21 protein-coding genes, 1 pseudogene and 1 other annotated feature are annotated in these 22,307 nt (G+C 48.4%); of the genes and pseudogenes, 5 read left to right on the top strand and 17 right to left on the bottom strand.

The annotated features are described in order from the left end of the window. The first annotated feature begins 444 nt into the window (after window positions 1-444). Window positions 445-1,092, top strand: a complete 648-nt coding sequence (locus VJY99_RS10490) for an L-fuculose-phosphate aldolase (protein WP_324118102.1) — start codon at window positions 445-447, stop codon at window positions 1,090-1,092. A gap of 55 nt (window positions 1,093-1,147) precedes the next feature. On the opposite strand, the pseudogene nhaR (VJY99_RS10485) reads toward VJY99_RS10490, so the two are convergent. From nhaR (VJY99_RS10485) to VJY99_RS10460, 6 genes and pseudogenes are all read right to left on the bottom strand, one after another. Then, window positions 1,148-1,261, bottom strand: a pseudogene (gene nhaR / locus VJY99_RS10485) (transcriptional activator NhaR); the annotation flags it as partial. 370 nt (window positions 1,262-1,631) lie between these two features. Further along, window positions 1,632-2,519, bottom strand: a complete 888-nt coding sequence (gene nhaR, locus VJY99_RS10480) for a transcriptional activator NhaR (protein ID WP_324118100.1) — start codon at window positions 2,517-2,519, stop codon at window positions 1,632-1,634. Window positions 2,520-2,587: 68 nt separating this feature from the next. Further along, window positions 2,588-3,772, bottom strand: a complete 1,185-nt coding sequence (nhaA, locus tag VJY99_RS10475; protein WP_324118098.1) for a Na+/H+ antiporter NhaA — start codon at window positions 3,770-3,772, stop codon at window positions 2,588-2,590. A gap of 231 nt (window positions 3,773-4,003) precedes the next feature. Next, window positions 4,004-5,134, bottom strand: a complete 1,131-nt coding sequence (gene dnaJ / locus VJY99_RS10470; RefSeq protein ID WP_324118096.1) for a molecular chaperone DnaJ — start codon at window positions 5,132-5,134, stop codon at window positions 4,004-4,006. A 97-nt stretch (window positions 5,135-5,231) separates the two neighbouring features. After that, complete coding sequence (dnaK, locus tag VJY99_RS10465) at window positions 5,232-7,151, bottom strand: molecular chaperone DnaK (RefSeq protein ID WP_324118094.1); 1,920 nt, start codon at window positions 7,149-7,151, stop codon at window positions 5,232-5,234. Window positions 7,152-7,165: 14 nt separating this feature from the next. After that, on the bottom strand, window positions 7,166-7,324 hold the full coding sequence (locus VJY99_RS10460; protein WP_324118092.1) for a hypothetical protein: 159 nt from the start codon (window positions 7,322-7,324) through the stop codon (window positions 7,166-7,168). A 123-nt stretch (window positions 7,325-7,447) separates the two neighbouring features. On the opposite strand from VJY99_RS10460, the gene satP reads away from it, so the two are divergent. After that, window positions 7,448-8,014, top strand: a complete 567-nt coding sequence (gene satP / locus VJY99_RS10455) for an acetate uptake transporter (protein WP_324118090.1) — start codon at window positions 7,448-7,450, stop codon at window positions 8,012-8,014. A gap of 58 nt (window positions 8,015-8,072) precedes the next feature. Here the strand turns inward: satP and VJY99_RS10450 are convergent, their stop codons facing one another. The 3 genes from VJY99_RS10450 to tal all read right to left on the bottom strand — a co-directional run bounded on the left by VJY99_RS10450 (window position 8,073) and on the right by tal (window position 11,176). After that, a complete protein-coding gene (locus VJY99_RS10450; RefSeq protein ID WP_324118088.1) occupies window positions 8,073-9,398 on the bottom strand; it encodes an MFS transporter in 1,326 nt (441 codons plus the stop codon). A gap of 125 nt (window positions 9,399-9,523) precedes the next feature. Further along, a complete protein-coding gene (gene mog / locus VJY99_RS10445) occupies window positions 9,524-10,111 on the bottom strand; it encodes a molybdopterin adenylyltransferase (protein ID WP_324118085.1) in 588 nt (195 codons plus the stop codon). A gap of 111 nt (window positions 10,112-10,222) precedes the next feature. Next, complete coding sequence (tal, locus tag VJY99_RS10440; protein ID WP_324118084.1) at window positions 10,223-11,176, bottom strand: transaldolase; 954 nt, start codon at window positions 11,174-11,176, stop codon at window positions 10,223-10,225. Window positions 11,177-11,391: 215 nt separating this feature from the next. On the opposite strand from tal, the gene VJY99_RS10435 reads away from it, so the two are divergent. Then, complete coding sequence (locus VJY99_RS10435; protein WP_324118082.1) at window positions 11,392-12,837, top strand: alanine/glycine:cation symporter family protein; 1,446 nt, start codon at window positions 11,392-11,394, stop codon at window positions 12,835-12,837. 86 nt (window positions 12,838-12,923) lie between these two features. Further along, the gene (yaaA, locus tag VJY99_RS10430; protein WP_324118080.1) at window positions 12,924-13,697 is read left to right on the top strand and encodes a peroxide stress protein YaaA; all 774 of its coding nucleotides are present in this window, start codon (window positions 12,924-12,926) and stop codon (window positions 13,695-13,697) included. Between the two features lie 32 nt (window positions 13,698-13,729). Here yaaA and VJY99_RS10425 read toward each other — a convergent pair whose 3' ends face one another. From VJY99_RS10425 to yjjY, 7 genes are all read right to left on the bottom strand, one after another. Further along, window positions 13,730-14,020: a DUF2502 domain-containing protein gene (locus VJY99_RS10425; protein ID WP_324118078.1), complete on the bottom strand. Its 291-nt coding sequence runs from the start codon at window positions 14,018-14,020 to the stop codon at window positions 13,730-13,732. 339 nt (window positions 14,021-14,359) lie between these two features. Further along, window positions 14,360-15,646 (bottom strand): threonine synthase, encoded by a 1,287-nt coding sequence (gene thrC, locus VJY99_RS10420; protein ID WP_324118076.1) that lies wholly within the window; start codon window positions 15,644-15,646, stop codon window positions 14,360-14,362. A 3-nt stretch (window positions 15,647-15,649) separates the two neighbouring features. After that, window positions 15,650-16,579, bottom strand: a complete 930-nt coding sequence (thrB, locus tag VJY99_RS10415) for a homoserine kinase (protein WP_324118074.1) — start codon at window positions 16,577-16,579, stop codon at window positions 15,650-15,652. Window position 16,580: 1 nt separating this feature from the next. Beyond that, entirely contained in the window at window positions 16,581-19,043 is a 2,463-nt protein-coding gene (gene thrA / locus VJY99_RS10410) for a bifunctional aspartate kinase/homoserine dehydrogenase I (RefSeq protein ID WP_324118072.1), read from the bottom strand. 174 nt (window positions 19,044-19,217) lie between these two features. Continuing rightward, window positions 19,218-19,334: a sequence feature (Thr leader region), on the bottom strand. Next, window positions 19,273-19,341, bottom strand: a complete 69-nt coding sequence (thrL, locus tag VJY99_RS10405; RefSeq protein ID WP_072009468.1) for a thr operon leader peptide — start codon at window positions 19,339-19,341, stop codon at window positions 19,273-19,275. (Overlaps the previous feature by 62 nt.) A 183-nt stretch (window positions 19,342-19,524) precedes the next feature. Next, the gene (locus VJY99_RS10400; protein WP_324118070.1) at window positions 19,525-20,226 is read right to left on the bottom strand and encodes a tRNA/rRNA methyltransferase; all 702 of its coding nucleotides are present in this window, start codon (window positions 20,224-20,226) and stop codon (window positions 19,525-19,527) included. 400 nt (window positions 20,227-20,626) lie between these two features. Further along, a complete protein-coding gene (gene yjjY, locus VJY99_RS10395) occupies window positions 20,627-20,767 on the bottom strand; it encodes a protein YjjY (RefSeq protein ID WP_115187835.1) in 141 nt (46 codons plus the stop codon). Window positions 20,768-20,863: 96 nt separating this feature from the next. Here yjjY and arcA point away from each other — a divergent pair, with 96 nt between their 5' ends. Next, window positions 20,864-21,580, top strand: a complete 717-nt coding sequence (arcA, locus tag VJY99_RS10390) for a two-component system response regulator ArcA (protein WP_120064781.1) — start codon at window positions 20,864-20,866, stop codon at window positions 21,578-21,580. A 60-nt stretch (window positions 21,581-21,640) separates the two neighbouring features. On the opposite strand, the gene creA is transcribed toward arcA, so the two are convergent. After that, window positions 21,641-22,111: a protein CreA gene (creA, locus tag VJY99_RS10385; RefSeq protein ID WP_324118066.1), complete on the bottom strand. Its 471-nt coding sequence runs from the start codon at window positions 22,109-22,111 to the stop codon at window positions 21,641-21,643. Window positions 22,112-22,307: the final 196 nt, after the last annotated feature.

The raw sequence follows: 22,307 nt of genomic DNA, 5'->3' as shown, positions 1-22,307 counted from the left end.
GTAATGAGAAGAATATGACATCAATCACACTCCCGCTCAAACAGGCATAGAGTGTGATTGGTGTCACCCTATTCACCGAGAACAGATGACCGCTTGAATCACTCACCGCAATAAAAACACATATTAAATGACTGTTTCTTTAAAATAGGCCTAAAACGGTCAACTAACTATGCTCAGAACGGCCTTGACCGTTTTATTAACTTTGGTTTTAAACAGGCAAAAGCCGAGTGTTATCTGGATAAACAAAGAAGGGAAAAAATATTTTATTTTAGACACCAATCACACTTTAATAGCTAATTAAATGCGGGGAAGATAATTAGGCAAAGGATAACCAAATGAACGCAAGTTAAGATCCATTGAATTAAATATACTGGCGACTCGTTGTCAGTCTTTAAATTCTAACACTCAACATAATATGAAGTTAAAACAAAATAAGAGGACGATATGGAAAGAGATAAACTGGCCAGTGAAATTATTCAACACTGTCTGGAGATGACCAGGCTCGGGCTGAACCAGGGAACGGCTGGTAACATCAGCACACGCTACCAGGACGGTTTCCTGATTACACCATCGGGCATTCCGTACGAAAAATTAACCCCGGCACATATTGTTTATATCGATGGAAATGGGCAGCCTGATGCGGGAAAAATTCCGTCCAGCGAATGGCGTTTCCATCAGGCTATTTATCAAACCCGTCCTGATGCTAATGCCGTAGTACACAACCACGCAATCTATTGCACGGCAGTGTCTATTCTTAATCGCCCAATCCCTGCTATCCACTACATGATTGCGGCTGCGGGTGGCAATGATATCCCTTGTGCTCCTTACGCTACTTTCGGTACTAAACAGTTATCAGAATATGTTGCACAGTGCCTCAAGTACCGCAAAGCCACGCTACTACAACATCACGGCCTGATTGCCTGTGAAGAAACCCTGCCAAAAGCGTTGTGGCTTGCGCATGAAATGGAAGTATTAGCAAAATTGTACATGGCAACATTGGCAATTGTTGATCCTGTTCCGGTGTTATCGGATGCAGAAATTGACGTTGTGTTGGAAAAATTTAAAACCTATGGCCTGCGGGTCGAAGAGTAATCTGGCTGCGGGAAGATGATGGTGCTCACTATCAACGAACACCATCATATGCTGTCTACAATGCAAACAGTGCGGAAAAGTCTTTGTTACACACCCGCTGCACGGCCGGATGTTGGATCATTCGCTCAGCAAAGATGATGTAATACTCTTCCGGTACGCTATCGATGCGTACTCTCATCAAGAAAATATACGCAGCGATTGAAACTGGCTTAATCGCCTTTTCGTTGGTAGCTTGAAAAAAACCGGCTTATGCCTAACACCGTTCACTTAAACCAATGAATGAGGGGAAACACCGGGATTTGGTTCCCAGAGGGACGCCAAACCCAGTGGTCGCCCCGGATATCTCGTTCTTAAACTAACGGTGTCATGAATGAGGGGAAACACCGGAATTTGGTTCCCAGAGGGACGCCAAACCCGGTGGTCGCCCCGGATATCTCGTTCTTAAACTAACGGTGTTAGGCTTATGCCGGTTTTTTATGCCCAAAATTTGCCGCACTGCAATCAGCGCGGCTGTCATCGGCAGTATGTCGAGTTTAGGCTTATTTAAATAAGGCCGAGTAATCCCGATTACACACACGCTGTACTGACGGATGTTGAATCATACGTTCTGCAAAAATCGCGTGATACTCTTCCATTACATTCTCAACTCGCCCGATCTCAACAATGTTCTCATCGCTATAGATTTCCTGCCCATACAGTGTCGGTGCGACAAAAATTGCGTTATGTGCAGCACCGAAGGCTTTCATCAATGCGGCATCATCGAACTCACCAAGAATTTCAACTTTCAGCCCCTGCACGTTAATCCAGTTGAGGATCTTGCGCCCTAACATTGAGCGACGTCCAGGAATCAATAAACGTTTGGTTTCAAGACAGGCAGGGAAAGGTAAATCCGGCACCGGGCTCTGGCTCCAGAAGCTAATGCCACATTCGCCGATTTTCACCGAGAACAAGCCTTCTTGCTGTGTTGAGTCAATTGGGCAATCAGAGATGATCATGTCCAGTTTGTGTTGGCTCAATTGTTCCAGCAACATTTCGTGCGTCGACTCAAAACAACGCAGGTGGATTTGTTCATCTTCAACGACAGCCGCATCGAGCACGCCACTGACCAGGCGTTTTGACAAGGCATCCGCAATACCCACATCGAATAGCAAACTGGACTCTTTGCGATAGTTCACGATATCCAGCATTTCCTGGCTTAGCGTAAACATGCGGTCCGCATAGCGGAAAACAAGTTGGCCCAACTCAGAAGGCACCAAACCCCGCCCCTGACGACGGAAGAGTTTACCTTGCAGACGTTCTTCTAATGCTTTGATCTGGCCGGTGATAGTTTGCGGAGTTAAATACAGTGCTTCAGCGGCTCCGACGACGGAACCCTCTTTGCAAACATGCCAGAAGTAGTAAAGGTGATTGTAATTTATATGCGACATGTGCTTTCGCTCCCTGAGAAATATTCCATTAACTAACGGCTCGAATGGAGCCGTTAACCTTTAATTAACTATTTTGTAGCTGCTTGTAGCTGCTGGCTGAAATGGCTTCTCAACATGCAGTAACCCACTACCGCTGAAAGCAGCGATCCTAACAAAATACCCAGTTTTGCCCAGGTAATCAGAGCAGGGTCTGCTCCCTCAAATGCCAGTGATGCGATGAAAATGGACATCGTGAAGCCAATCCCACATAGCACGCCCACCGCCATAATTTCCTTGCAGGTGGTTCCTTCCGGCAATGTTGCCAGCTTCAGCTTCAGCGCAGCCCAACAGAACAAGCTGATCCCTAGCGGCTTGCCGATGAACAAACCCGCCATAATCCCCATCGGTAGCAGAGAGGTTAAGCCCGCAAATGTGACGCCGCTCAACGAGACGCCTGCATTGGCGAAGGCAAACAAAGGCAGAATCAAGAACGCGACCCAAGGATGAAGTACGTGTTCCAACTCTTTTGCCGGTGAGTGGCCGTTCTTTTCTTTAAGCGGGATCAGGAAACCGATGATGACTCCAGCAAGCGTTGCATGGACACCCGATTTCAGCACTGCGGTCCACAGCACCACTCCGACCAGAATATACAAACCGGTACGACGTACATTGCAGATATTCAGCAATACCAGCACAGCGATGGCGCCTGCGGCAACAGCCAGCGAAAGGACGGAAAGATCACTGGTGTAGAACAAGGCAATGATAACAATCGCGCCCAGGTCATCAATAATAGCTAAAGCCATCAGGAACACTTTAAGTGCGACTGGCACACGATTCCCCAGCAACGCCAGAATACCCAGCGCAAAAGCGATGTCTGTTGCCGCCGGAATCGCCCATCCCTCACGGGTTATCGGGTCCTGGAAATTGAATATTAAATAGATTGCCGCAGGGACAACCATACCACCCAATGCCGCAATCACAGGGAACGACGCCTGGCGCATGCTGGCAAGCGAACCGCTGACCATTTCACGTTTTACTTCCAGGCCAATCATCAGGAAGAAGATGGCCATCAAAGCATCGTTGACCCAGAGCAACAGGTTTTTACTGATATCCAAAGAACCGATACGCACTTCCACCGGTGTATTCAGAAACGATTGATACAACTCGCTGGTGGCACCCAAATTAGAAAGAAGCATTGCCAGTACAGCGGCAAGGATTAAGAAGATGCCACTTGAGGCATCGCTATGGAAAAAGCGTTTTAGTTTTTTTGTCATTCTTTCATCCAACTTATTCGAGCGCCTAAAACATTTAGGACGTTAATATGTATTAATCATATCTTGCCAGACACTTCGATAAAAGCAGGTTATATTGCATGAATAACTCGAATAAAGCGAATTGATTGATTGTTAAGCTCATCAAAATTTTATGTAAAAAAAAACCTGAATCAAAAAATCTGATTCAGGTTTTAGCACTTCACATGTGCATTACACAAATGAGTGTGGGATTTAGCGGGTTAAATCATCGAAGAATTTCTTCACACCATCAAAGAAGTTCTTTGAACGTGGACTGTTCTTTTCCCCACTTGGCCCACCAAAACTTTCAGCCAGATCGCGCAGTAATTGCTTCTGCTTTTCGTTCAAGCTGACAGGCGTTTCCACCACAACGCGGCATAGCAGGTCGCCCTGAGCCCCGCCACGTACGGATTTAACCCCTCTGCCACGCATTCTGAACAGTTTGCCAGTTTGCGTTTCGCCAGGGACTTTCAGGTTTACACGACCATCCAGTGTTGGCACTTCAATCTCGCCACCCAGTGCCGCCATAGCAAAGTTAATCGGCACTTCGCAATACAGGTTATTGCCTTCACGTTCGAAGATTGGGTGCTGTTTAACCTGCACCTGAACGTACAAATCACCCGATGGTGCTCCGTGCTCGCCTGCTTCACCTTCGCCAGCAAGACGAATGCGGTCGCCAGTATCAACGCCCGCCGGGATTTTCACCGACAGCGTTTTAGTTTTCTCTACACGGCCATGACCATGACAGGTATTGCACGGATCTTTAATAATCGAACCGCGACCCTGGCAGTGTGGACAGCTTTGCTGCACCGTGAAGAAGCCCTGGCGCATTTGCACCTGACCTTGTCCATGACACGTCGGGCAAGTCTGTGGCTTGGAGCCTGCTTTCGCACCGCTACCATGACAAACGTCACACTCTTCAAGCGTTGGGATGCGGATCTCTTTGGTGACGCCACGAACCGCTTCTTCCAGCGTTAAGTCCATGTTGTAGCGTAAATCGGCACCACGGGAAGCGCGTTGACGACGGCCCCCCCCGAAGATATCGCCGAATACGTCGCCAAAGATATCGCCGAAATCAGCGCCGCCGCCACCGTGACCGCCGCCGCCCATACCGCCCTGTTCAAACGCAGCATGTCCATACTGGTCGTAGGCTGCACGCTTTTGCTCGTCGGTAAGGATTTCGTAGGCTTCTTTAATTTCTTTAAACTTCGCCTCAGACTCTTTGTCACCCTGATTACGATCCGGGTGGAACTTCATTGCCAGGCGTTTATAGGCTTTCTTGATTTCACGCTCTTCCGCGTTTTTCGGAACGCCTAAAACCTCGTAATAGTCTCTCTTCGCCATCTTTTTTGTCTGCCCCTAACATGCGTGCACGGGCGTAGAGGAAAACCTCGACGCCCGTGCTTCTATTCAAATCACACTTTAACTTACAAAAGGGCGATTATTTTTTGTCTTTAACTTCTTCGAACTCAGCGTCAACAACGTCGTCGTCTTTGCTAGCAGAGTTGCCAGCATCGGTCGCGTTACCCGCTTGCTGTTCAGCGTGCTGTGCCTGAGCCAGTTCCATCAGTTTCTGAGAAACTTGCGCCAGTTCCTGCATTTTCGCTTCGATATCAGCTTTGTCTTCGCCTTTCAGGGAGGTTTCCAGCGCGCTCAATGCAGACTCGATCGCAGTTTTGTCTTCAGCTGGCAGTTTGTCACCGGCTTCTGTAACTTGCTTACGAGTGCTATGCAGCAGGTGGTCACCCTGGTTACGCGTCTGAACCAGCTCTTCGAACTTACGGTCAGACTCAGCGTTAGCTTCTGCTTCACGCACCATTTTTTGGATTTCTTCTTCGTTCAAACCAGAAGATGCCTTGATGGTGATTTTCTGCTCTTTACCGCTGTTTTTGTCCTTCGCGGATACGTGCAAAATGCCGTCAGCATCGATATCGAAGGTGACTTCGACTTGCGGCATGCCGCGTGGTGCTGGGCTGATACCATCCAGGTTGAACTGACCCAAAGATTTGTTATCAGCAGCACGTTTACGCTCACCCTGAATCACATGGATGGTCACCGCAGACTGATTATCTTCAGCTGTGGAGAACACCTGGCTGTGTTTAGTCGGGATAGTGGTGTTTTTGTTGATAAGGGATGTCATCACACCGCCCATGGTTTCGATACCCAGAGACAGCGGGGTAACGTCCAGCAGCAATACGTCAGTCACATCACCCGCAAGCACACCACCCTGAACAGCTGCACCGATTGCAACAGCTTCGTCCGGGTTCACGTCTTTACGTGGTTCTTTACCAAAGAACTCAGTCACTTTCTTCTGCACCATTGGCATACGAGTCTGACCACCGACCAGGATAACGTCCTGGATATCGGATACAGACAGGCCAGCATCTTGCAGTGCAACTTTCAGCGGCTCGATAGAACGGTTTACCAGGTCTTCGACCAGGGATTCCAGTTTCGCGCGAGTCACTTTGATGTTCATGTGTTTTGGACCGCTAGCGTCTGCAGTGATGTACGGCAGGTTCACGTCGGTCTGTTGAGCAGAAGACAGCTCAATTTTCGCTTTTTCTGCAGCTTCTTTCAGACGCTGCATAGCCAGTGGGTCGTTACGCAGATCGATACCTTGATCTTTCTTGAACTCTTCCACTAAGTAGTTGATCAGACGGCTATCGAAGTCTTCACCACCCAGGTGGGTATCACCGTTGGTTGCCAGAACTTCGAAGGTTTTTTCGCCATCAACTTCGTCGATTTCGATAATAGAGATATCGAAAGTACCACCACCCAAGTCGTAAACCGCGATAGTGCGGTTGCCAACTTCTTTATCCAGACCGTAGGCCAGAGCCGCTGCGGTTGGTTCGTTGATGATACGTTTTACTTCCAGACCTGCGATACGGCCAGCATCTTTAGTTGCCTGACGCTGTGCATCGTTGAAGTATGCAGGAACGGTGATAACAGCTTCAGTTACTGGTTCACCCAGGTAATCTTCAGCGGTTTTCTTCATTTTCTTCAACACTTCAGCAGAGATCTGCGGAGGTGCCATTTTCTGACCTTTAACGTCAATCCATGCATCGCCGTTATCAGCGCCAATAATTTTGTACGGCATGATGGCTTCATCACGCTGTACTTCTTCGTCCTGGAAGCGACGGCCAATCAGGCGTTTGATCGCGAACAATGTGTTCTGCGGGTTAGTCACTGCCTGACGTTTAGCCGGTTGACCTACCAGAATCTCACCATCCTGCGTATAGGCAATGATGGAAGGAGTGGTGCGGTCGCCCTCGGCGTTTTCAAGAACGCGAGCAGTAGTACCATCCATAATCGCTACACAAGAGTTGGTAGTACCCAGGTCGATGCCAATAATTTTACCCATCTAAACGTCTCCACTTAAAATTTGTCGTCATATGGTCGTGAACCTGTTATGCGGGCAAACAAGAGTCTTTCAACTGCCCAAACGTGCTTTTTTTCAGGTCCATCAACTGCGGTTGCATACAAGATGGGGTCACTAAGCTCGCCATCAAGGGGGAAGGTAAAAAAAATTTTCATCTACACACCTGTTTAGATCATGGACTCGAGACCTTCACCTGATTATGATGCCGCGCCCCGCTGCCCTTTCTCGGCTGCGCGGCGCATACATATATCCATTTTCAGACGAATTTTAGAGGAACTATGGGCAACACTAAGTTGGCTAATCCAGCTCCCTTGGGCTTGATGGGCTTCGGCATGACTACCATTCTGCTCAACTTGCATAACACTGGCTTCTTCCCTTTGGATGTCAATATTCTTGCAATGGGTATTTTCTATGGTGGTATCGCACAAATTTTTGCCGGCCTGTTGGAATTTAAGAAAGGTAATACTTTCGGCCTGACAGCATTCACTTCTTATGGCTCTTTCTGGCTGACTCTGGTCGCCATTCTGATCATGCCTAAGATGGGTCTTGCAGACGCTGCAAACCCGCATTTCCTTGGGGCGTATCTTGGTCTGTGGGGCATTTTCACGCTGTTCATGTTCTTCGGCACGCTGCCGGCTAATCGCATGCTTCAGTTCGTGTTTGCTAGCCTGACTGTATTGTTTGCTCTGCTGGCTATCGGCCACCTGGCTGATAGCGAAAGCATCATCCACGTTGCAGGTTGGGTGGGTCTGGTTTGTGGTTCATCCGCCATTTACCTGGCAATGGGCGAAGTGCTCAACGAGCAGTTTGGCCGCACCGTATTACCTATCGGTGAAAAACACTAATTACTGTCTTTACTGCGGTAAGAAAACAAAAACGCGGAGGCCAGCCTCCGCGTTTTTTTTATGAATGTTGTAGCGGCCTTTGAACCACTTTATCTTCATGCGTTAAATCATTTCGCAGCCAAATCCCCAGCGCCAGACCCACCAGCGCCAATGCCAGCACATACCAGGCCGGAGCCATCGGTGATACCGCCGATAACATGGTGACAAAGATAGGTGTCAGGCCACCGAAAATGGCATACGACATATTATAAGAGAACGATATCCCACTGAACCGCACTTCTGCCGGGAACGCCCGGACCATCACATACGGTACAGCGCCTACCACTCCAACACTTAGACCCACCATGCCATATAAAAAGAACAGATATTCTGGGTGGCTGGCTGTCAGGTGATAGAACATCCAGCTGCAAATTGCCAGCAACGAACTCCCGATGATAAAGGTTTTGCTGGCACCAATACGGTCGATAACCAGCCCCGCCACAATGCAACCGATACACAGCATAACAATCGCAATACTGTTCGCCTGCAGCGTGACTGCGGGTGCGATACCCAATTGTTTTTGCAACCAGGTGGGTGCCATTAATATGACAACCACAATCCCTGCAGACAGCAACCAGGTCAGTAACATCGAAACCACCACGGCTTTTTTATGGTTCACGATGACCGATTTCAACGGCAACTCTTCAGCCAGCGCTTTACGTTGCTGCATTTCAATGAAGATAGGGGTCTCTTGCAACCAGCGACGCAAATACATCGCCACCAGCCCAAAAATACCGCCTAAGAAGAACGGAATACGCCAGCCGCCATCGTGAATGGCCTGCTGCGTCATCGTAGTATTAATAATGGTAGCGACAACCGAACCCAGCAAAATCCCAGCGGTTAAGCCAGCAGTTAACGTGCCGCACGCGATCCCGATACGTTTATAAGGCACGTGCTCGGCAACAAACACCCAGGCACCCGGCACTTCACCACCGATAGCTGCACCCTGGAGTACACGCATCAGAAGCAGCAATACTGGGGCGGCAATACCGAGGGTTTCGTAGGTTGGCAACATACCAATCGCCAGAGTCGGCAATGCCATCAGCAAAATGCTCAAGGTGAACATCTTTTTACGGCCAACCAAATCACCAAAGTGCGCCATGATGATTCCACCAAGCGGGCGCGCCAGATAACCCGCAGCAAAAATACCGAAGGTTTGTAGCTGGCGTAGCCATTCAGGAATATCTGCCGGGAAAAACAGTGCGCCTACGACAGTGGCAAAGAATACAAAAATGATGAAGTCGTAGAATTCGAGGGCGCCACCGAGGGCGGCAAGGGTCAGAGTTTTGTAATCCTGACGATTCAGAGGTCTTGTGCTTTGTGTTGAATGTAGTTGTTGTGACATAAGAACCTGCGCATGAAATTGAGTGTGGTTTTTAGTTTCCATTTTGCTGTAAAGCAAAACTTACTATAACGATCCTCGCCTCACATACCATAGCCACTACATCTTATGTCACAAACAACCTATTTTTAGAGTTTTACTTCACGAATTGCACTTTTAGGACGAAAAGATGCTACTACAGCGGCATCTGTTTCAATATAAGGCCCATCAAGAAGCTGTATACAATACGGTACACTTGCAAAAATCCCCGGCACGACAACCTTACCATCAGCATCTTTAACGCCTTCGAGCGTCTCTTGAATCGATTTTGGCTGCCCTGGCAAATTCAGGATTAACGCCTGCTTACGGATAACGCCAACCTGCCGCGAAAGAATCGCCGTTGGTACAAACTGCAGGCTTATCTGGCGCATCTGCTCGCCGAAGCCTGGCATCACACGGTCAGCAATGGCAAGCGTTGCATCAGGTGTGACATCACGTCGTGCCGGCCCAGTCCCCCCGGTGGTTAACACCAAATGACAGGCCATTTCATCCACCAGTTCACACAGCGCTTGTTCAATAAGCGGCTGTTCATCAGGGATTAAGCGAGTTTCAATTTGAAAAGGGGTCGTTACGGTTTTTTCCAGCCATTCAACGAGGGCCGGAATGCCTTTATCTTGATAGACACCGCTTGAAGCGCGGTCAGAGATGGAAACTAAGCCAATGCGTAAGGTATTCATATCATTCCCGGGAAATCAGCAAACTTAACGGAATGATACACGGCGAAGGGAGTAGCAGACAGAGGTGAAACACTAAAAAGCGTGACCGGAATGCTCCGGCCACATCAATGATTACAGCAGATCGCCGATCATTTTTTCCAGTTTTTCCTGGTCGATTGCAAACTTACGAATGCCATCAGCCAGTTTATCAACTGCCATTGGATCCTGGTTGTGGCTCCACAGGAACTCGGATTCAGTCATACGCTCTGGACGTGCTTTAACGTCACCGGTGTAAGCCAGTTTACGCTCAACCGCACCTTCGCTTTCAGCCAGCTCTTTGAGCAGAGCAGGAGCGATGGTCAGACGGTCACAACCCGCCAGCTCGATAATCTCGCCCAGGTTACGGAAGCTTGCGCCCATAACAACGGTTTCGTAACCGTGTTCTTTGTAGTACTGGTAGATTTCAGAAACAGAAACCACACCTGGGTCTTCCTGTGGTGCGTACTCTTTCTTATCAGTATTCGTTTTGTACCAATCGAGAATACGGCCTACGAACGGAGAAATCAGGAACACGCCTGCTTCTGCACAAGCACGTGCCTGGGCGAAGGAGAACAGCAGAGTCAGGTTACAGTTAATACCTTCTTTTTCCAGCTGCTCAGCAGCACGGATGCCCTGCCAGGTCGATGCCAGTTTGATCAGGATACGGTCATTGCTGATACCCGCATCGTTATACATTTTGATCAGACGTTTTGCTTTGGTGATGCTGGCGTCGGTGTCATAAGACAGACGAGCATCAACTTCAGTAGAAATGCGACCTGGGATCAGTTTCAGGATTTCCAGACCAATATTCACCGCCAGCTTGTCAGTTGCATCCACGACTTGTTGTGCATGAGAGCTGCTCTGCTCACGCGCCCAAACCACCGCATCATCAATCAGTTTGCGATATTCAGGAATTTGCGCTGCATTGAGGATCAAAGATGGGTTGGTGGTAGCATCTTGCGGTTGATACAGCTTCATTGCCGCAATATCCCCAGTGTCAGCAACTACTGTGGTTAGCTGACGCAGGGAGGTCAATTTATCCGTCATATAGTGTTTCTCGTTAGATGTAACTTGTTAGGGGGATGTAACCAGTCTGTCTTGATGATATCACGACGTAATTCAGGCGCAACCGCAGCGATACATCGATAGGAATTGAACGCGAAACTGATATATTCCGTGTATTATTTGCCTGCAATCTAATGGAACATGCGCGAAAACTGCGCATGAGTCGTGCACACAACGCATGCAAACGAGGGATGGTAATGGCAGATTTTTTCCTGTTTATCAATGAAATACTGTGGGGTTCTATCCTCATTTATTTATTAGTCGGAGCAGGTATTTGGTTCACGTGGCGATGTGGTTTTGTCCAATTCCGCTATCTGACTCAGCTGCGCAGCATCATTCTGACGGATAAAAACGAAGACTCTTCCGGACTTTCCTCATTTCAAGCTCTCTGTACCAGCCTTGCCGCACGTGTCGGCAGCGGCAACCTTTCAGGTGTCGCCATTGCGCTAACACTCGGTGGCCCTGGCGCTATTTTCTGGATGTGGGTGGTCGCTATGCTCGGAATGGCAACCTCTTTCGCCGAATGCACCCTCGCCCAACTGTACAAAACACGCGATAGCGAAGGCAATTACCGTGGTGGCCCCGCCTGGTATATGGAACGCGGGCTAGGAATGCGCTGGATGGGGGTAATGTTTTCCGTCTTCCTGATGATAGCCTTCGGATTGATTTTCAACGCAGTACAAGCCAACTCCATCGCCAGCGCAGTCAACCATGCTTTCGGGATCCCGAAAACCTGGATTGGTATCGCTCTCGTTATCTTAACAGCGGGCGTCATTTGGGGCGGAATGCGTGGCACTGCGCGTGTCTCCCAATGGTTGGTGCCGTTTATGGCGTTTATCTGGGTGTTAATGAGCCTGGTGGTCGTGGCAATGAACATCGAACGCTTGCCTGAAGTTGTTTCCCTGATATTCAGAAGCGCGTTTGGTTGGCAAGAAGCGGCATCCGGTGCCATCGGATTTACCATCAGTCAGGCTATTACCACGGGTTTTCAGCGAGGGATGTTTTCCAACGAAGCAGGAATGGGTTCTTCTCCAAATGCCGCAGCAGCTGCCGCAACCTGGCCTCCACATCCCGCCTCACAAGGGATAGTACAAATGTTTGGTGTGCTGCTCGATACCATGATCATCTGTACTGCCACCGCAGGAATTATCCTTTTCTCAGGGATTCTGGATACATCTAATCCAGAGATGAATGGTATTACGCTGGTACAACAGGCACTGAGCAGTGTAGTCGGTTCATGGGGAACAGGGTTTATCGCACTAATTGTGATGCTGTTTGCCTTCACGTCTATTATCGCCAACTATGCCTACGCAGAAAATAACCTGCTGTTTTTGAAAAATAAAAGTCCATTTTCCATCGTGTTATTCCGTTGCATGGCGCTGGTGATGGTGATGTTTGGTACTCTTTCTCCTTTGCCGATAGTCTGGCAGATGGCAGATGTCGCCATGGCGTTTATGGCAATCACTAATCTCACGGCGATTTTGTTGCTATCACCTATCGCCCGCGACCTGAGTGCCGATTACCTGCGTCAGTTGCGCCTCGGTGTCACGCCAGTTTTCGATCCTAATCGTTTCCCAGAAATTAAAAGCCAACTGGATCCTGGTATTTGGGATAATCCCAAACCCCCTGAAACCAAGCGCTAATCGCAACCATTGGCGGATACTTTCAGTAAATTTGCTACCATGTAGCCAAAATATGTCGAGTTACATCGCGGCGGCAAGGAACACAGATGCTCATTCTAATTTCACCTGCAAAAACTTTGGATTATCAAAGCGATCTTCCTACCGATCGTTTTACCCAGCCAGAACTGCTGGATCATTCGCAGCAGTTGATTGCGGTGGCGCGCAAACTTAGCGCAGCGCAAATTTCGTCTCTAATGCACATTAGCGACAAACTGGCGTCACTGAACGAAACCCGTTTTCACGAATGGCACCCCGATTTCACGCCACAAAATGCGCGTCAGGCTATTCTGGCATTCAAAGGTGATGTGTATACGGGATTACAAGCTGAAGAGTTTAGCGATGCAGATTTCGATTTCGCGCAGCAACATTTGCGGATGCTCTCTGGTTTGTATGGCGTGTTGCGCCCGCTGGATTTGATGCAGCCATATCGTCTGGAAATGGGCATTAAGCTTGAGAACCCAAAGGGTAAAGATCTGTATCACTTCTGGGGCGACACTATCACCGAAAAACTGAACCAGGCATTAGCGGCGCAGGGCGATAATATCGTGATTAATCTGGCGTCGGATGAGTATTACAAATCGGTAAAACCGAAAAAACTCAGTGCTGAAATCATCAAGCCAGTCTTCCTTGATGAGAAGAATGGTAAATTCAAAGTGATAAGTTTCTATGCCAAGAAAGCGCGTGGTTTTATGAGTCGCTACATCATTGAAAATCGACTCACCCAACCTGAACAACTGACCCGTTTCAATACTGACGGATACTTCTTCGATGAAGCCGCGTCGGGTAAAAATGAGTTAGTATTTAAGCGTCACGAACAGTAAAACAAAACGCCAGCGCAATGCTGGCGTTTTATTTAGTGATTTTTGTGTTGGCCGTAGTGATTACCGTTGTCATGTTTATCTTTTTTATAATGGCCATTTTTCTTACCGTGTTTATCATGCGGATGCCATCTATTATCACGCCACTCATAGTTGTCCTCCCACCAGCCACGGTCGCGCCAGTGTTCACCATCCCAGTAATTACCGCCCCGGTCCTGCTCGCCAATTTGCAGTTTGACTGACGGGATAAGCGTAATTTCAGAAGCTTGCGCTGCCAGCGGAGTCACCACCAGAATCGATAAAGCCAATATTATTGATTTCAACATAAGTCACCCCTTACTACATTCACACCAGCTATGGTGTCGTTAAGGAAAGCATAAGCCGAACAACGCGGAGTTGTTATGCTGTGCAATCCTAATCTCAAAGTTCCCGCACTTTATGGGAATATCTACTCTTTCTCTCCTTGTTTTCTGCACATTTCCTCCATGATTCAAACGTAAAAAAGCCACTCCACGAGTTAATACCGTTAGTTTAAGAACGAGATATCCGGGGCGACCACCGGGTTTGGCGTCCCTCCGGGAACCCAATCCCGGAGTTTCCCCTCATTCATGGACTTAAGTGAACGGTGTTAACTCCGCGAGTGGCTTTTTAGAGCACGAAATCTATTACGCTTTGCTCATCATAAATGCGCGTAGCGCGGCAAAATCAGCGGACAGATTATGAGAAAGCAGCGGTAAATCAGCGCGTTCAGCCAGTTCTGCTGGCAGCGGGAGCGTTTCACCGAGGATCTCTTCCACGCTTTCTTTGAACTTCGCCGGATGCGCAGTACCCAGGAACAGGCCGTATTCACCAGGCTTAAGCTGATCACGCAACGCGCGATAAGCAATCGCTGCGTGCGGTTCAGAAACGTATCCCACCGCTTTCAGCTCTTTCATGGTGGTTTTAGTGGTTTCATCAGTCACCATCGCATAACCCAGGTCGGTCAAGCGCCAAATCTTACGACGGAACAGCTCTTCGACGCGCGGCCAGTTATTTGGCTGGCTGACATCCATGGCGTTAGATAGCGTCGCGACCGTGGTTTTCGGTGCCCATTCGCCATCGGCTAAGAAGCGTGGAACGGTGTCGTTCGCGTTGGTCGCCGCAATAAAGCGTTTGATTGGCAAGCCGAGGGATTTCGCCAACAGGCCGGCAGTTAAATCACCAAAGTTGCCGCTTGGTACAGAAACCACCAGTTGATTGCGCGCGTCTTGAGGCAGCTGTGCAACCGCTTCAAAGTAATAGCAAATTTGCGCCAGCAAACGGCTGATATTAATGGAGTTCGCCGAGTTTAAACCCAGTGCAACTTTCAGTTCTTCATCGTCAAACGCTTGTTTGACCAGCGCCTGACACGCATCGAAATCGCCGTCAATAGCGACAGTTTCAATGTTACCACCCAGCGTACAGAACAGTTTTTCCTGCAGTGGGCTGATTTTACCGCGCGGATACAGGATAACGACACGCACGTTCTTCAGGCCGTAGAAAGCATGAGCCACAGCTGCACCAGTATCACCGGAAGTTGCAGTCAGGATGGTGACCGGCTTATCGCCACTGATTTGTGTCAGCATTTGCGCCATAAAGCGCCCGCCAAAATCTTTGAATGCGAGTGTTGGGCCGTGGAACAGCTCAAGGCAGCCAATATCAGGTTCTACGCTTTTCACCGGAGCCGGGAAAGCAAAGGCCGCACGGACACGTTCTTCGAGAATTTCTTGCGGGATTTCATCACCGATGAAAGCAGACAGGATTTTGCTGCTGCGGGAGACAAAATCCATCTTCAACATTTCGTCGATTTCGGTCAGTTCAAATTCTGGCAAATCGTGCGGGAAAAATAGCCCCTGCTGTTTACCCAGCCCCTGCACAATTGCCTGGGAAAAATTGACCTGCTCGTTATGATCTTTAAGGTTATACAGTTTCATGCGTTATCCCAGAACTCGTGCGCCCGCCGTATCCAGACGGCAAATATGTACAAAACCTTCCTGGTTCTGCAAATAATGTTGGCTGAGCCAGTCAGCCACGCGTTGTGCGGTATCAGTGTTATCGCATAACGCAAAAAGAGTTGGGCCGGAGCCCGAAATACCACTCGCCACAGCACCAATATCAGCAGCAGCCTGGCGTGCCTCGTTAAAGCGCGGCAGCAGTTTTGCGCGGTACGGTTCGGCAATAACATCACGCATCAGCTTTGCCGCAAGCTGCGGCTGGCGGGTATGGCATGCGTGAATAAAGCCTGCCAAATGGCGACCATGGCTGATGCAATCCTGGCGGCGATACTGCGCAGGAAGAATGGCGCGTGCTTCAGCAGTCGAGACTTTAATCCCCGGATACGCCAACACCCAAAGCCATTCGTCAAAGCCCGGGACAGACTGACTGATGATGCCATTTTCTTCAATCATCAACTGCATGCCACCCAGGAAGCATGGCGCAACGTTATCATAATGAACGCTGCCCGAAATGCGCCCTTCCAGCTCGCCCATCAAGCTGAGCAAACGGGTGTCGCTGAGGGGTTTACCGCAGTATTCGTTCATCGCCATTAAACCTGCGACGACAGAACACGCGCTCGACCCCAGGCCTGAGCCAATCGGCATACTTTTTTCTAGCGTCATTGCCACCGGAATATTTTTGCCAATCTCCTGGCAGAAACGTTCCCAGCATTGATACACAATGTTTTCACGCGGTTCATCAGGCAATTTGCTGGCAAAGCGCCCAATGTTATTCAAACTAAAGGTGTCTGCTGCTTCAACAGTCACATAATCCCCGAGCAGCGAGCCATCAATAGGCGAAACTGCCGCGCCCAGCACATCAAACCCGACACTCATATTGGCACTGGAAGCCGGGGCGTATACTTTAACCATCTTAAACTCCTAACTTCCATGACAAAGTGCGCAATAAGTCGGCAAAAACGCCGGCAGCGGTCACATCGTTTCCAGCTCCGTAACCGCGAAGTACCAGCGGTAATGGCTGATAGTAGTGGCTGTAGAATGCCAGGGCATTTTCGCCGTTTTTAACTTTATACAGCGGGTCGTTACCATCTACAGCATCAATTTTAACTTTACAGCTCCCATCCGCTTCAATCACGCCGACATATCGCAGCACTTTTCCTTCATCGCGGGCTTTTGCGACTCGGGCAGAAAACTCATCGTCCAGTTGCGGTATACGTGCCATGAATGATTCAACATCACCACTGGAATCAAATGATTGTGGTAATACTGGCTCAATGACAATGTCAGAAAGTTCAAAATTGCTACCCGTTTCGCGGGCAAGGATCAGTAGCTTACGCGCCACATCCATACCAGAAAGGTCATCACGCGGATCGGGTTCGGTATAACCCATGTCGCGAGCCATTTTTGTGGCTTCTGACAGGCTCATGCCTTCATCAAGTTTGCCGAAGATGAACGACAGAGAGCCGGAAAGAATACCAGAGAAACGTTGTAATTCGTCACCCGCATTCAGTAAGTTCTGCAGGTTTTCGATAACCGGTAAACCTGCGCCAACATTGGTGTCGTAGAGGAATTTACGGCGCGATTTTTCCGCCGCGTTACGCATCTGATGGTAGTAATTCATGCTAGAAGTGTTCGCCTTCTTGTTCGGCGTCACGACGTGGAAACCTTCACCCAGGAAATCAGCATATTGATCCGCAACGGCCTGGCTTGAAGTACAGTCGACAATCACAGGGTTCAGCAGATGATACTCTTTCACCAAGCGAATCAGACGCCCAAGATTGAATGGCTCTTTGGCCGCCGCAAGCTCTTCTTCCCAGTTATCTAAATTCAGACCGTGAATGTTAGTCAGCAGCGCTTTAGAGTTCGCGACACCACAAACACGCAGATCGATGTGCTTTTTCTTCAGCCATGCCTGCTGGCGTTTGACTTGCTCCAGCAACGCAGCCCCCACACCGCCAACCCCTATCAGGAACACTTCGATGACCTGGTCGGTATTGAATAACATCTGATGAGTGACGCGCACACCAGTCACCGCATCGTCATTGCTGACCACGACAGAGATAGAGCGTTCGGAAGAGCCCTGCGCAATTGCCACAATATTGATGTTTGCGCGAGCCAGGGCCGCAAAGAACTTGGCAGAGATGCCACGTAAGGTACGCATGCCATCACCCACCACGGAGATGATTGCGAGGTGTTCCATGGTCGCCAGCGGCTCCAGAAAACCCTCTTTAAGTTCTAGATAAAACTCATCTTCCATCGCACGGCGAGCACGAGCACAATCCGCCTGAGGGACACAGAAACTGATGCTGTATTCAGACGATGACTGGGTAATCAGCACCACTGAAATCCCCGCACGAGACATCGCCGCGAACACCCGCGCAGCCATGCCAACCATACCTTTCATGCCTGGGCCTGAAACGTTAAACATCGCCATATTATTCAGGTTGGTGATGCCTTTAACGGGCAGACCGTCTTCGTCACTTTCCCCGCCAATTAAGGTGCCTGGTGCTTGAGGATTTCCGGTATTTTTAATCAGGCAAGGGATTTGGAACTGAGCGATTGGGGTGATAGTGCGTGGGTGAAGGACTTTAGCGCCGAAGTAAGAAAGCTCCATGGCTTCCTGATACGACATCGATTTGAGCAGCCTGGCATCAGGAACCTGGCGTGGGTCGCAGGTATAAACACCGTCGACGTCAGTCCAAATCTCACAACAATCTGCACGTAAACAGGCGGCCAGCACTGCGGCTGAATAATCCGAACCATTACGGCCTAACACCACCAATTCGCCTTTTTCGTTTCCGGCAGTGAAGCCTGCCATCAGAATCATATGATCAGCGGGAATGCGGCTGGCAGAGATTCGGCGTGTGGACTCAGTAATATCGACAGTGGACTCAAGGTAATGCCCAACGGCGAGAAGTTTCTCTACCGGATTGATAACCGTCACGTTGTGCCCGCGAGCTTTGAGCAATTCAGCCATGATGGCGATAGAGAGCTTTTCCCCACGGCAAATGATCGCAGCGTTGATGCTGTCCGGGCATTGGCCCAGCAAGCTGATGCCATGCAGAACATGCTTGAGCTGAGCAAACTCCTGGTCAACAAAGGCTTTAAGTTGTTCGAGTGGAAAACCAGGTTGCGCATCAGCAAGGCCCTTCAGGAGCTCGCTAAAAATACGTTCTGCGTCGCTGATATTCGGTACTGCATCCTGGCCACCGATGGTTTTTTCAATCATGGCAACGAGGTGATTGGTAATTTTCGCCGGAGCAGACAGCACTGTTGCGACCTGTCCCTGTTTGGCATTGCTTTCCAGGATATCGGCAACACGCAGAAAACGCTCCGCATTTGCCACTGAAGTACCGCCGAATTTCAACACTCGCATTTATTATTACCCTTGAGTTTTTAAGCCTATCCCAGTAGGCGTTATTGATGCTGACAGTTTGAACACAGACAGCGCGCAACAACCGCAGCGTACACGTAGTACGTAAGTATTGTGAGCACTGTTCAGGTTCAAACTGACAAATAAAATAGCCCTAATGGGATAGCGCTTTTAGTCCAAAAAAAAGCCCGCACTGGTTAGGTGCGGGCTTTTTTCGTTGTTCCTGTATGCGTCAGCCCGCACCGTTACCTGTGGTAATGGTGGTTGTAATAATTGTGGTCATTGGGCTGATGCGAATCATGGATGTTGTGTGCTCGTAATATGATTTACCTATATTGACTAAAGTATCCGGCAGGTTAAGTCAAATTATTTTTAATTTCGCTGCTAGAGTAAGACCATGACTGAACGCTGAGAAACCCTCAAAAAACGCGTTTATTACGCTAAAAAGATAAGGGTATTACACCCACATTTCACTAGCATTAAATCAATTATCAGCATTTTCATCTGGCAACTTTTTTTCGATATCATGGAGCAAACGGTGCAACATTGCCGTGTCACGTTGAGCGAGTAGTCCAAGACGTTGCTGTAACCAGTCGACCATTTTTTGGTCGTTACTGGCTTCTACACGCTCCAGTAACGTACTCATTCGGGAACGCAAAGCACTCAGTTGCTGAACGTCCACCGCATCTTGATCTGGCGTATTTTGTTGCATCAGAGCTGACAGCTGATAGCAGTAAACCATGACTGCCTGGCCAAGATTGAGCGACGGATAATCTGCCACCATAGGCACACCCGTTAACACATCGGCCAATTCGAGCTCTTCGTTGGTCAATCCAGAATCTTCACGCCCAAACACCAGGGCGGTTGTTCCTACCCAGTTACGCTTTTCTTCGAGTAACGGAACCAGTTGCTGCGGTGTGGCGTAGTAATGGAATTTTGCGCGGCTACGTGCCGTGGTCGCAATAGTAAAATTAACGTCATGTATAGCTTCCGCCAGCGTGTTGAAATGCTGCGCATTATCCAGCACATCCCCTGAACCATGCGCGACCCAACGGGCCTCTGGTTGACGATCGGCTTCACTGTCAACAATACGCAATTCAGTAAATCCCATTGTCTTCATTGCACGGGCTGCTGCACCTACATTTTCAGACCTGGCTGGGGCGACCAAAACAATTATAAAACGCATTAAAAGTCTCTTAAAAAAATATCCAAATTTAGATTTTCACAAAATTCAAATGATAATACGCGACAAAAATTTACATCCGGATAACATTCATCTATATAGTATAAGTGATGTAAATCATCAACGAACCAAATACATCAGCGTGGTTAGACCAGCATGCCAGAACGTATATACTGAATCTATCATATTGTTTTACTGATAAATAAAGCACACAGTCTCTATCAACTATCAGATTTGTGATGTTTCATAATCAATTCACGTAACTATGTTGATTATTAGAGAATTGTGACGCAAGCTCGCAAAACGCTACAATGACTTCATCAAACTGTTAACGTGCTACAATTGAATTTGATATATGTCAACGAAGCGTAGTTTTATCAGATGTCTAAAGCGGTCCTGCCTGTTATGTTGCTGTTAAAATGGTTAGGATAACAACCGTTTTTGACACCGTCGGGTCCTGAGGGAAAGTACCCACGACCAAGCTAATGATGTTGTTGACGTTGATGGAAAGTGCATCAAGAACGCAATTACGTACTTTAGTCATGTTACGCCAAACATGTTAATTTATGGCATGTATTAGGCAGGTCAGGGACTTTTGTACTTCCTGTTTTGATTTAGTTGGCAATTTTAGGTAGCAAACATGCAGACCCCGCACATTCTTATCGTCGAAGACGAATTAGTAACACGCAACACGTTAAAGAGCATTTTTGAAGCTGAAGGTTATGATGTATCTGAGGCGACAGATGGCGCTGAAATGCATCAGATTCTTTCCGATAATGACATCAACCTGGTCATTATGGATATAAACTTGCCTGGGAAAAATGGCCTGCTGCTGGCACGTGAATTACGTGAGCAAGCCAATGTCGCTTTGATGTTCCTGACCGGTCGCGACAACGAAGTGGATAAAATTCTTGGCCTTGAAATCGGCGCAGATGATTACATCACTAAGCCATTCAATCCACGTGAATTAACCATCCGTGCGCGTAACCTGTTGTCTCGTACTATGAACCTGGGAGCAATCAGCGAAGAACGTCGTTCTGTTGAAAGCTACAAGTTCAATGGCTGGGAACTGGATATCAACAGCCGTTCATTGGTCAGCCCAAATGGCGAACAGTATAAGTTGCCGCGTAGCGAATTCCGCGCCATGCTGCACTTCTGTGAAAACCCTGGGAAAATCCAGTCTCGTGCTGAATTGTTGAAAAAGATGACTGGCCGTGAGCTTAAGCCACACGACCGTACCGTTGACGTCACAATTCGTCGTATTCGTAAGCACTTCGAATCGACCCCAGATACACCTGAAATCATCGCCACGATCCACGGCGAAGGTTATCGCTTTTGTGGCGATTTACAGGAATAAACCTGTATCAAACATGATTTGAAAGGGCGGATTTTAATCCGCCCTTTTCTTTTGCCCCTGTTACTTCCACGGCATAATTGGCACAGCGCTTATCGCGTTTTTAGGCGAACCGTCGACCACTTTGTCTGAGTAAGCCAGATAAGCCAGCGTGTTGCGTTTCGCATCGTAGAAACGTACCACTTGCAGCTTCTTGAAAACCAGTGATGTCCGCTTCTGGAAAACAACGTCACCCTCTGTTTTACCTGCTTTTATCTTTTCGTTTAACTCAACTGGCCCCACTTGCTGGCAAGAAATCGCCGCATCTGAAGTATCTTCTGCAAGACCCAGCCCACCTTTAATGCCACCCGTTTTTGCACGGCTAACATAGCAAGTCACGTTTTTTACGTCCGGATCATCAAACGCTTCAACAATAATTTTATGATCCGGGCCAATCATCTTAAAAACGGTGTCCACAGAACCGATCTGTTCAGCTCTGGCACTCAGCGAAACAAGCAGTAATGAACCGAGCGCAGCTAAAACTTTATATTTCATATTGTTACCATTAGTTAAGATTGTCTTTAGGGACTATGAACACTTTGTGCTAAAAAGTCGTTTAATATCACGTTATTAATAAAACTGTCAGAATGAGTTACTGATTTTGGCACGTCTTGTTAAAAAAAACTCTGAATGTCAAAACAACAAAAAGTGCTATCATCGCCGACATTAACGGCACTCATAGTGTCAGGAT

Origin of the sequence: Buttiauxella sp. (genome assembly GCF_035271705.1) — a bacterium.
Taxonomy (GTDB): Bacteria; Pseudomonadota; Gammaproteobacteria; order Enterobacterales; family Enterobacteriaceae; genus Buttiauxella.
Note: the sequence above shows the minus strand (reverse complement) of the source record. Positions and strands in the feature narration are given on the sequence as shown.

Excerpts from the sequence above, each read along its gene's own strand:
- VJY99_RS10435 (WP_324118082.1), top strand. The coding sequence starts at position 11,392 with ATGGCAGATTTTTTCCTGTTTATCAATGAAATACTGTGGGGTTCTATC.
- tal (WP_324118084.1), bottom strand. The coding sequence starts at position 11,176 with ATGACGGATAAATTGACCTCCCTGCGTCAGCTAACCACAGTAGTTGCT.
- VJY99_RS10450 (WP_324118088.1), bottom strand. The coding sequence starts at position 9,398 with ATGTCACAACAACTACATTCAACACAAAGCACAAGACCTCTGAATCGT.
- creA (WP_324118066.1), bottom strand. The coding sequence starts at position 22,111 with ATGAAATATAAAGTTTTAGCTGCGCTCGGTTCATTACTGCTTGTTTCG.
- VJY99_RS10490 (WP_324118102.1), top strand. The coding sequence starts at position 445 with ATGGAAAGAGATAAACTGGCCAGTGAAATTATTCAACACTGTCTGGAG.
- VJY99_RS10460 (WP_324118092.1), bottom strand. The coding sequence starts at position 7,324 with ATGAAAATTTTTTTTACCTTCCCCCTTGATGGCGAGCTTAGTGACCCC.
- dnaJ (WP_324118096.1), bottom strand. The coding sequence starts at position 5,134 with ATGGCGAAGAGAGACTATTACGAGGTTTTAGGCGTTCCGAAAAACGCG.
- thrA (WP_324118072.1), bottom strand. The coding sequence starts at position 19,043 with ATGCGAGTGTTGAAATTCGGCGGTACTTCAGTGGCAAATGCGGAGCGT.
- yaaA (WP_324118080.1), top strand. The coding sequence starts at position 12,924 with ATGCTCATTCTAATTTCACCTGCAAAAACTTTGGATTATCAAAGCGAT.
- VJY99_RS10400 (WP_324118070.1), bottom strand. The coding sequence starts at position 20,226 with ATGCGTTTTATAATTGTTTTGGTCGCCCCAGCCAGGTCTGAAAATGTA.
- satP (WP_324118090.1), top strand. The coding sequence starts at position 7,448 with ATGGGCAACACTAAGTTGGCTAATCCAGCTCCCTTGGGCTTGATGGGC.
- nhaA (WP_324118098.1), bottom strand. The coding sequence starts at position 3,772 with ATGACAAAAAAACTAAAACGCTTTTTCCATAGCGATGCCTCAAGTGGC.
- yjjY (WP_115187835.1), bottom strand. The coding sequence starts at position 20,767 with ATGACTAAAGTACGTAATTGCGTTCTTGATGCACTTTCCATCAACGTC.
- thrB (WP_324118074.1), bottom strand. The coding sequence starts at position 16,579 with ATGGTTAAAGTATACGCCCCGGCTTCCAGTGCCAATATGAGTGTCGGG.
- dnaK (WP_324118094.1), bottom strand. The coding sequence starts at position 7,151 with ATGGGTAAAATTATTGGCATCGACCTGGGTACTACCAACTCTTGTGTA.
- nhaR (WP_324118100.1), bottom strand. The coding sequence starts at position 2,519 with ATGTCGCATATAAATTACAATCACCTTTACTACTTCTGGCATGTTTGC.
- thrC (WP_324118076.1), bottom strand. The coding sequence starts at position 15,646 with ATGAAACTGTATAACCTTAAAGATCATAACGAGCAGGTCAATTTTTCC.
- mog (WP_324118085.1), bottom strand. The coding sequence starts at position 10,111 with ATGAATACCTTACGCATTGGCTTAGTTTCCATCTCTGACCGCGCTTCA.
- VJY99_RS10425 (WP_324118078.1), bottom strand. The coding sequence starts at position 14,020 with ATGTTGAAATCAATAATATTGGCTTTATCGATTCTGGTGGTGACTCCG.
- arcA (WP_120064781.1), top strand. The coding sequence starts at position 20,864 with ATGCAGACCCCGCACATTCTTATCGTCGAAGACGAATTAGTAACACGC.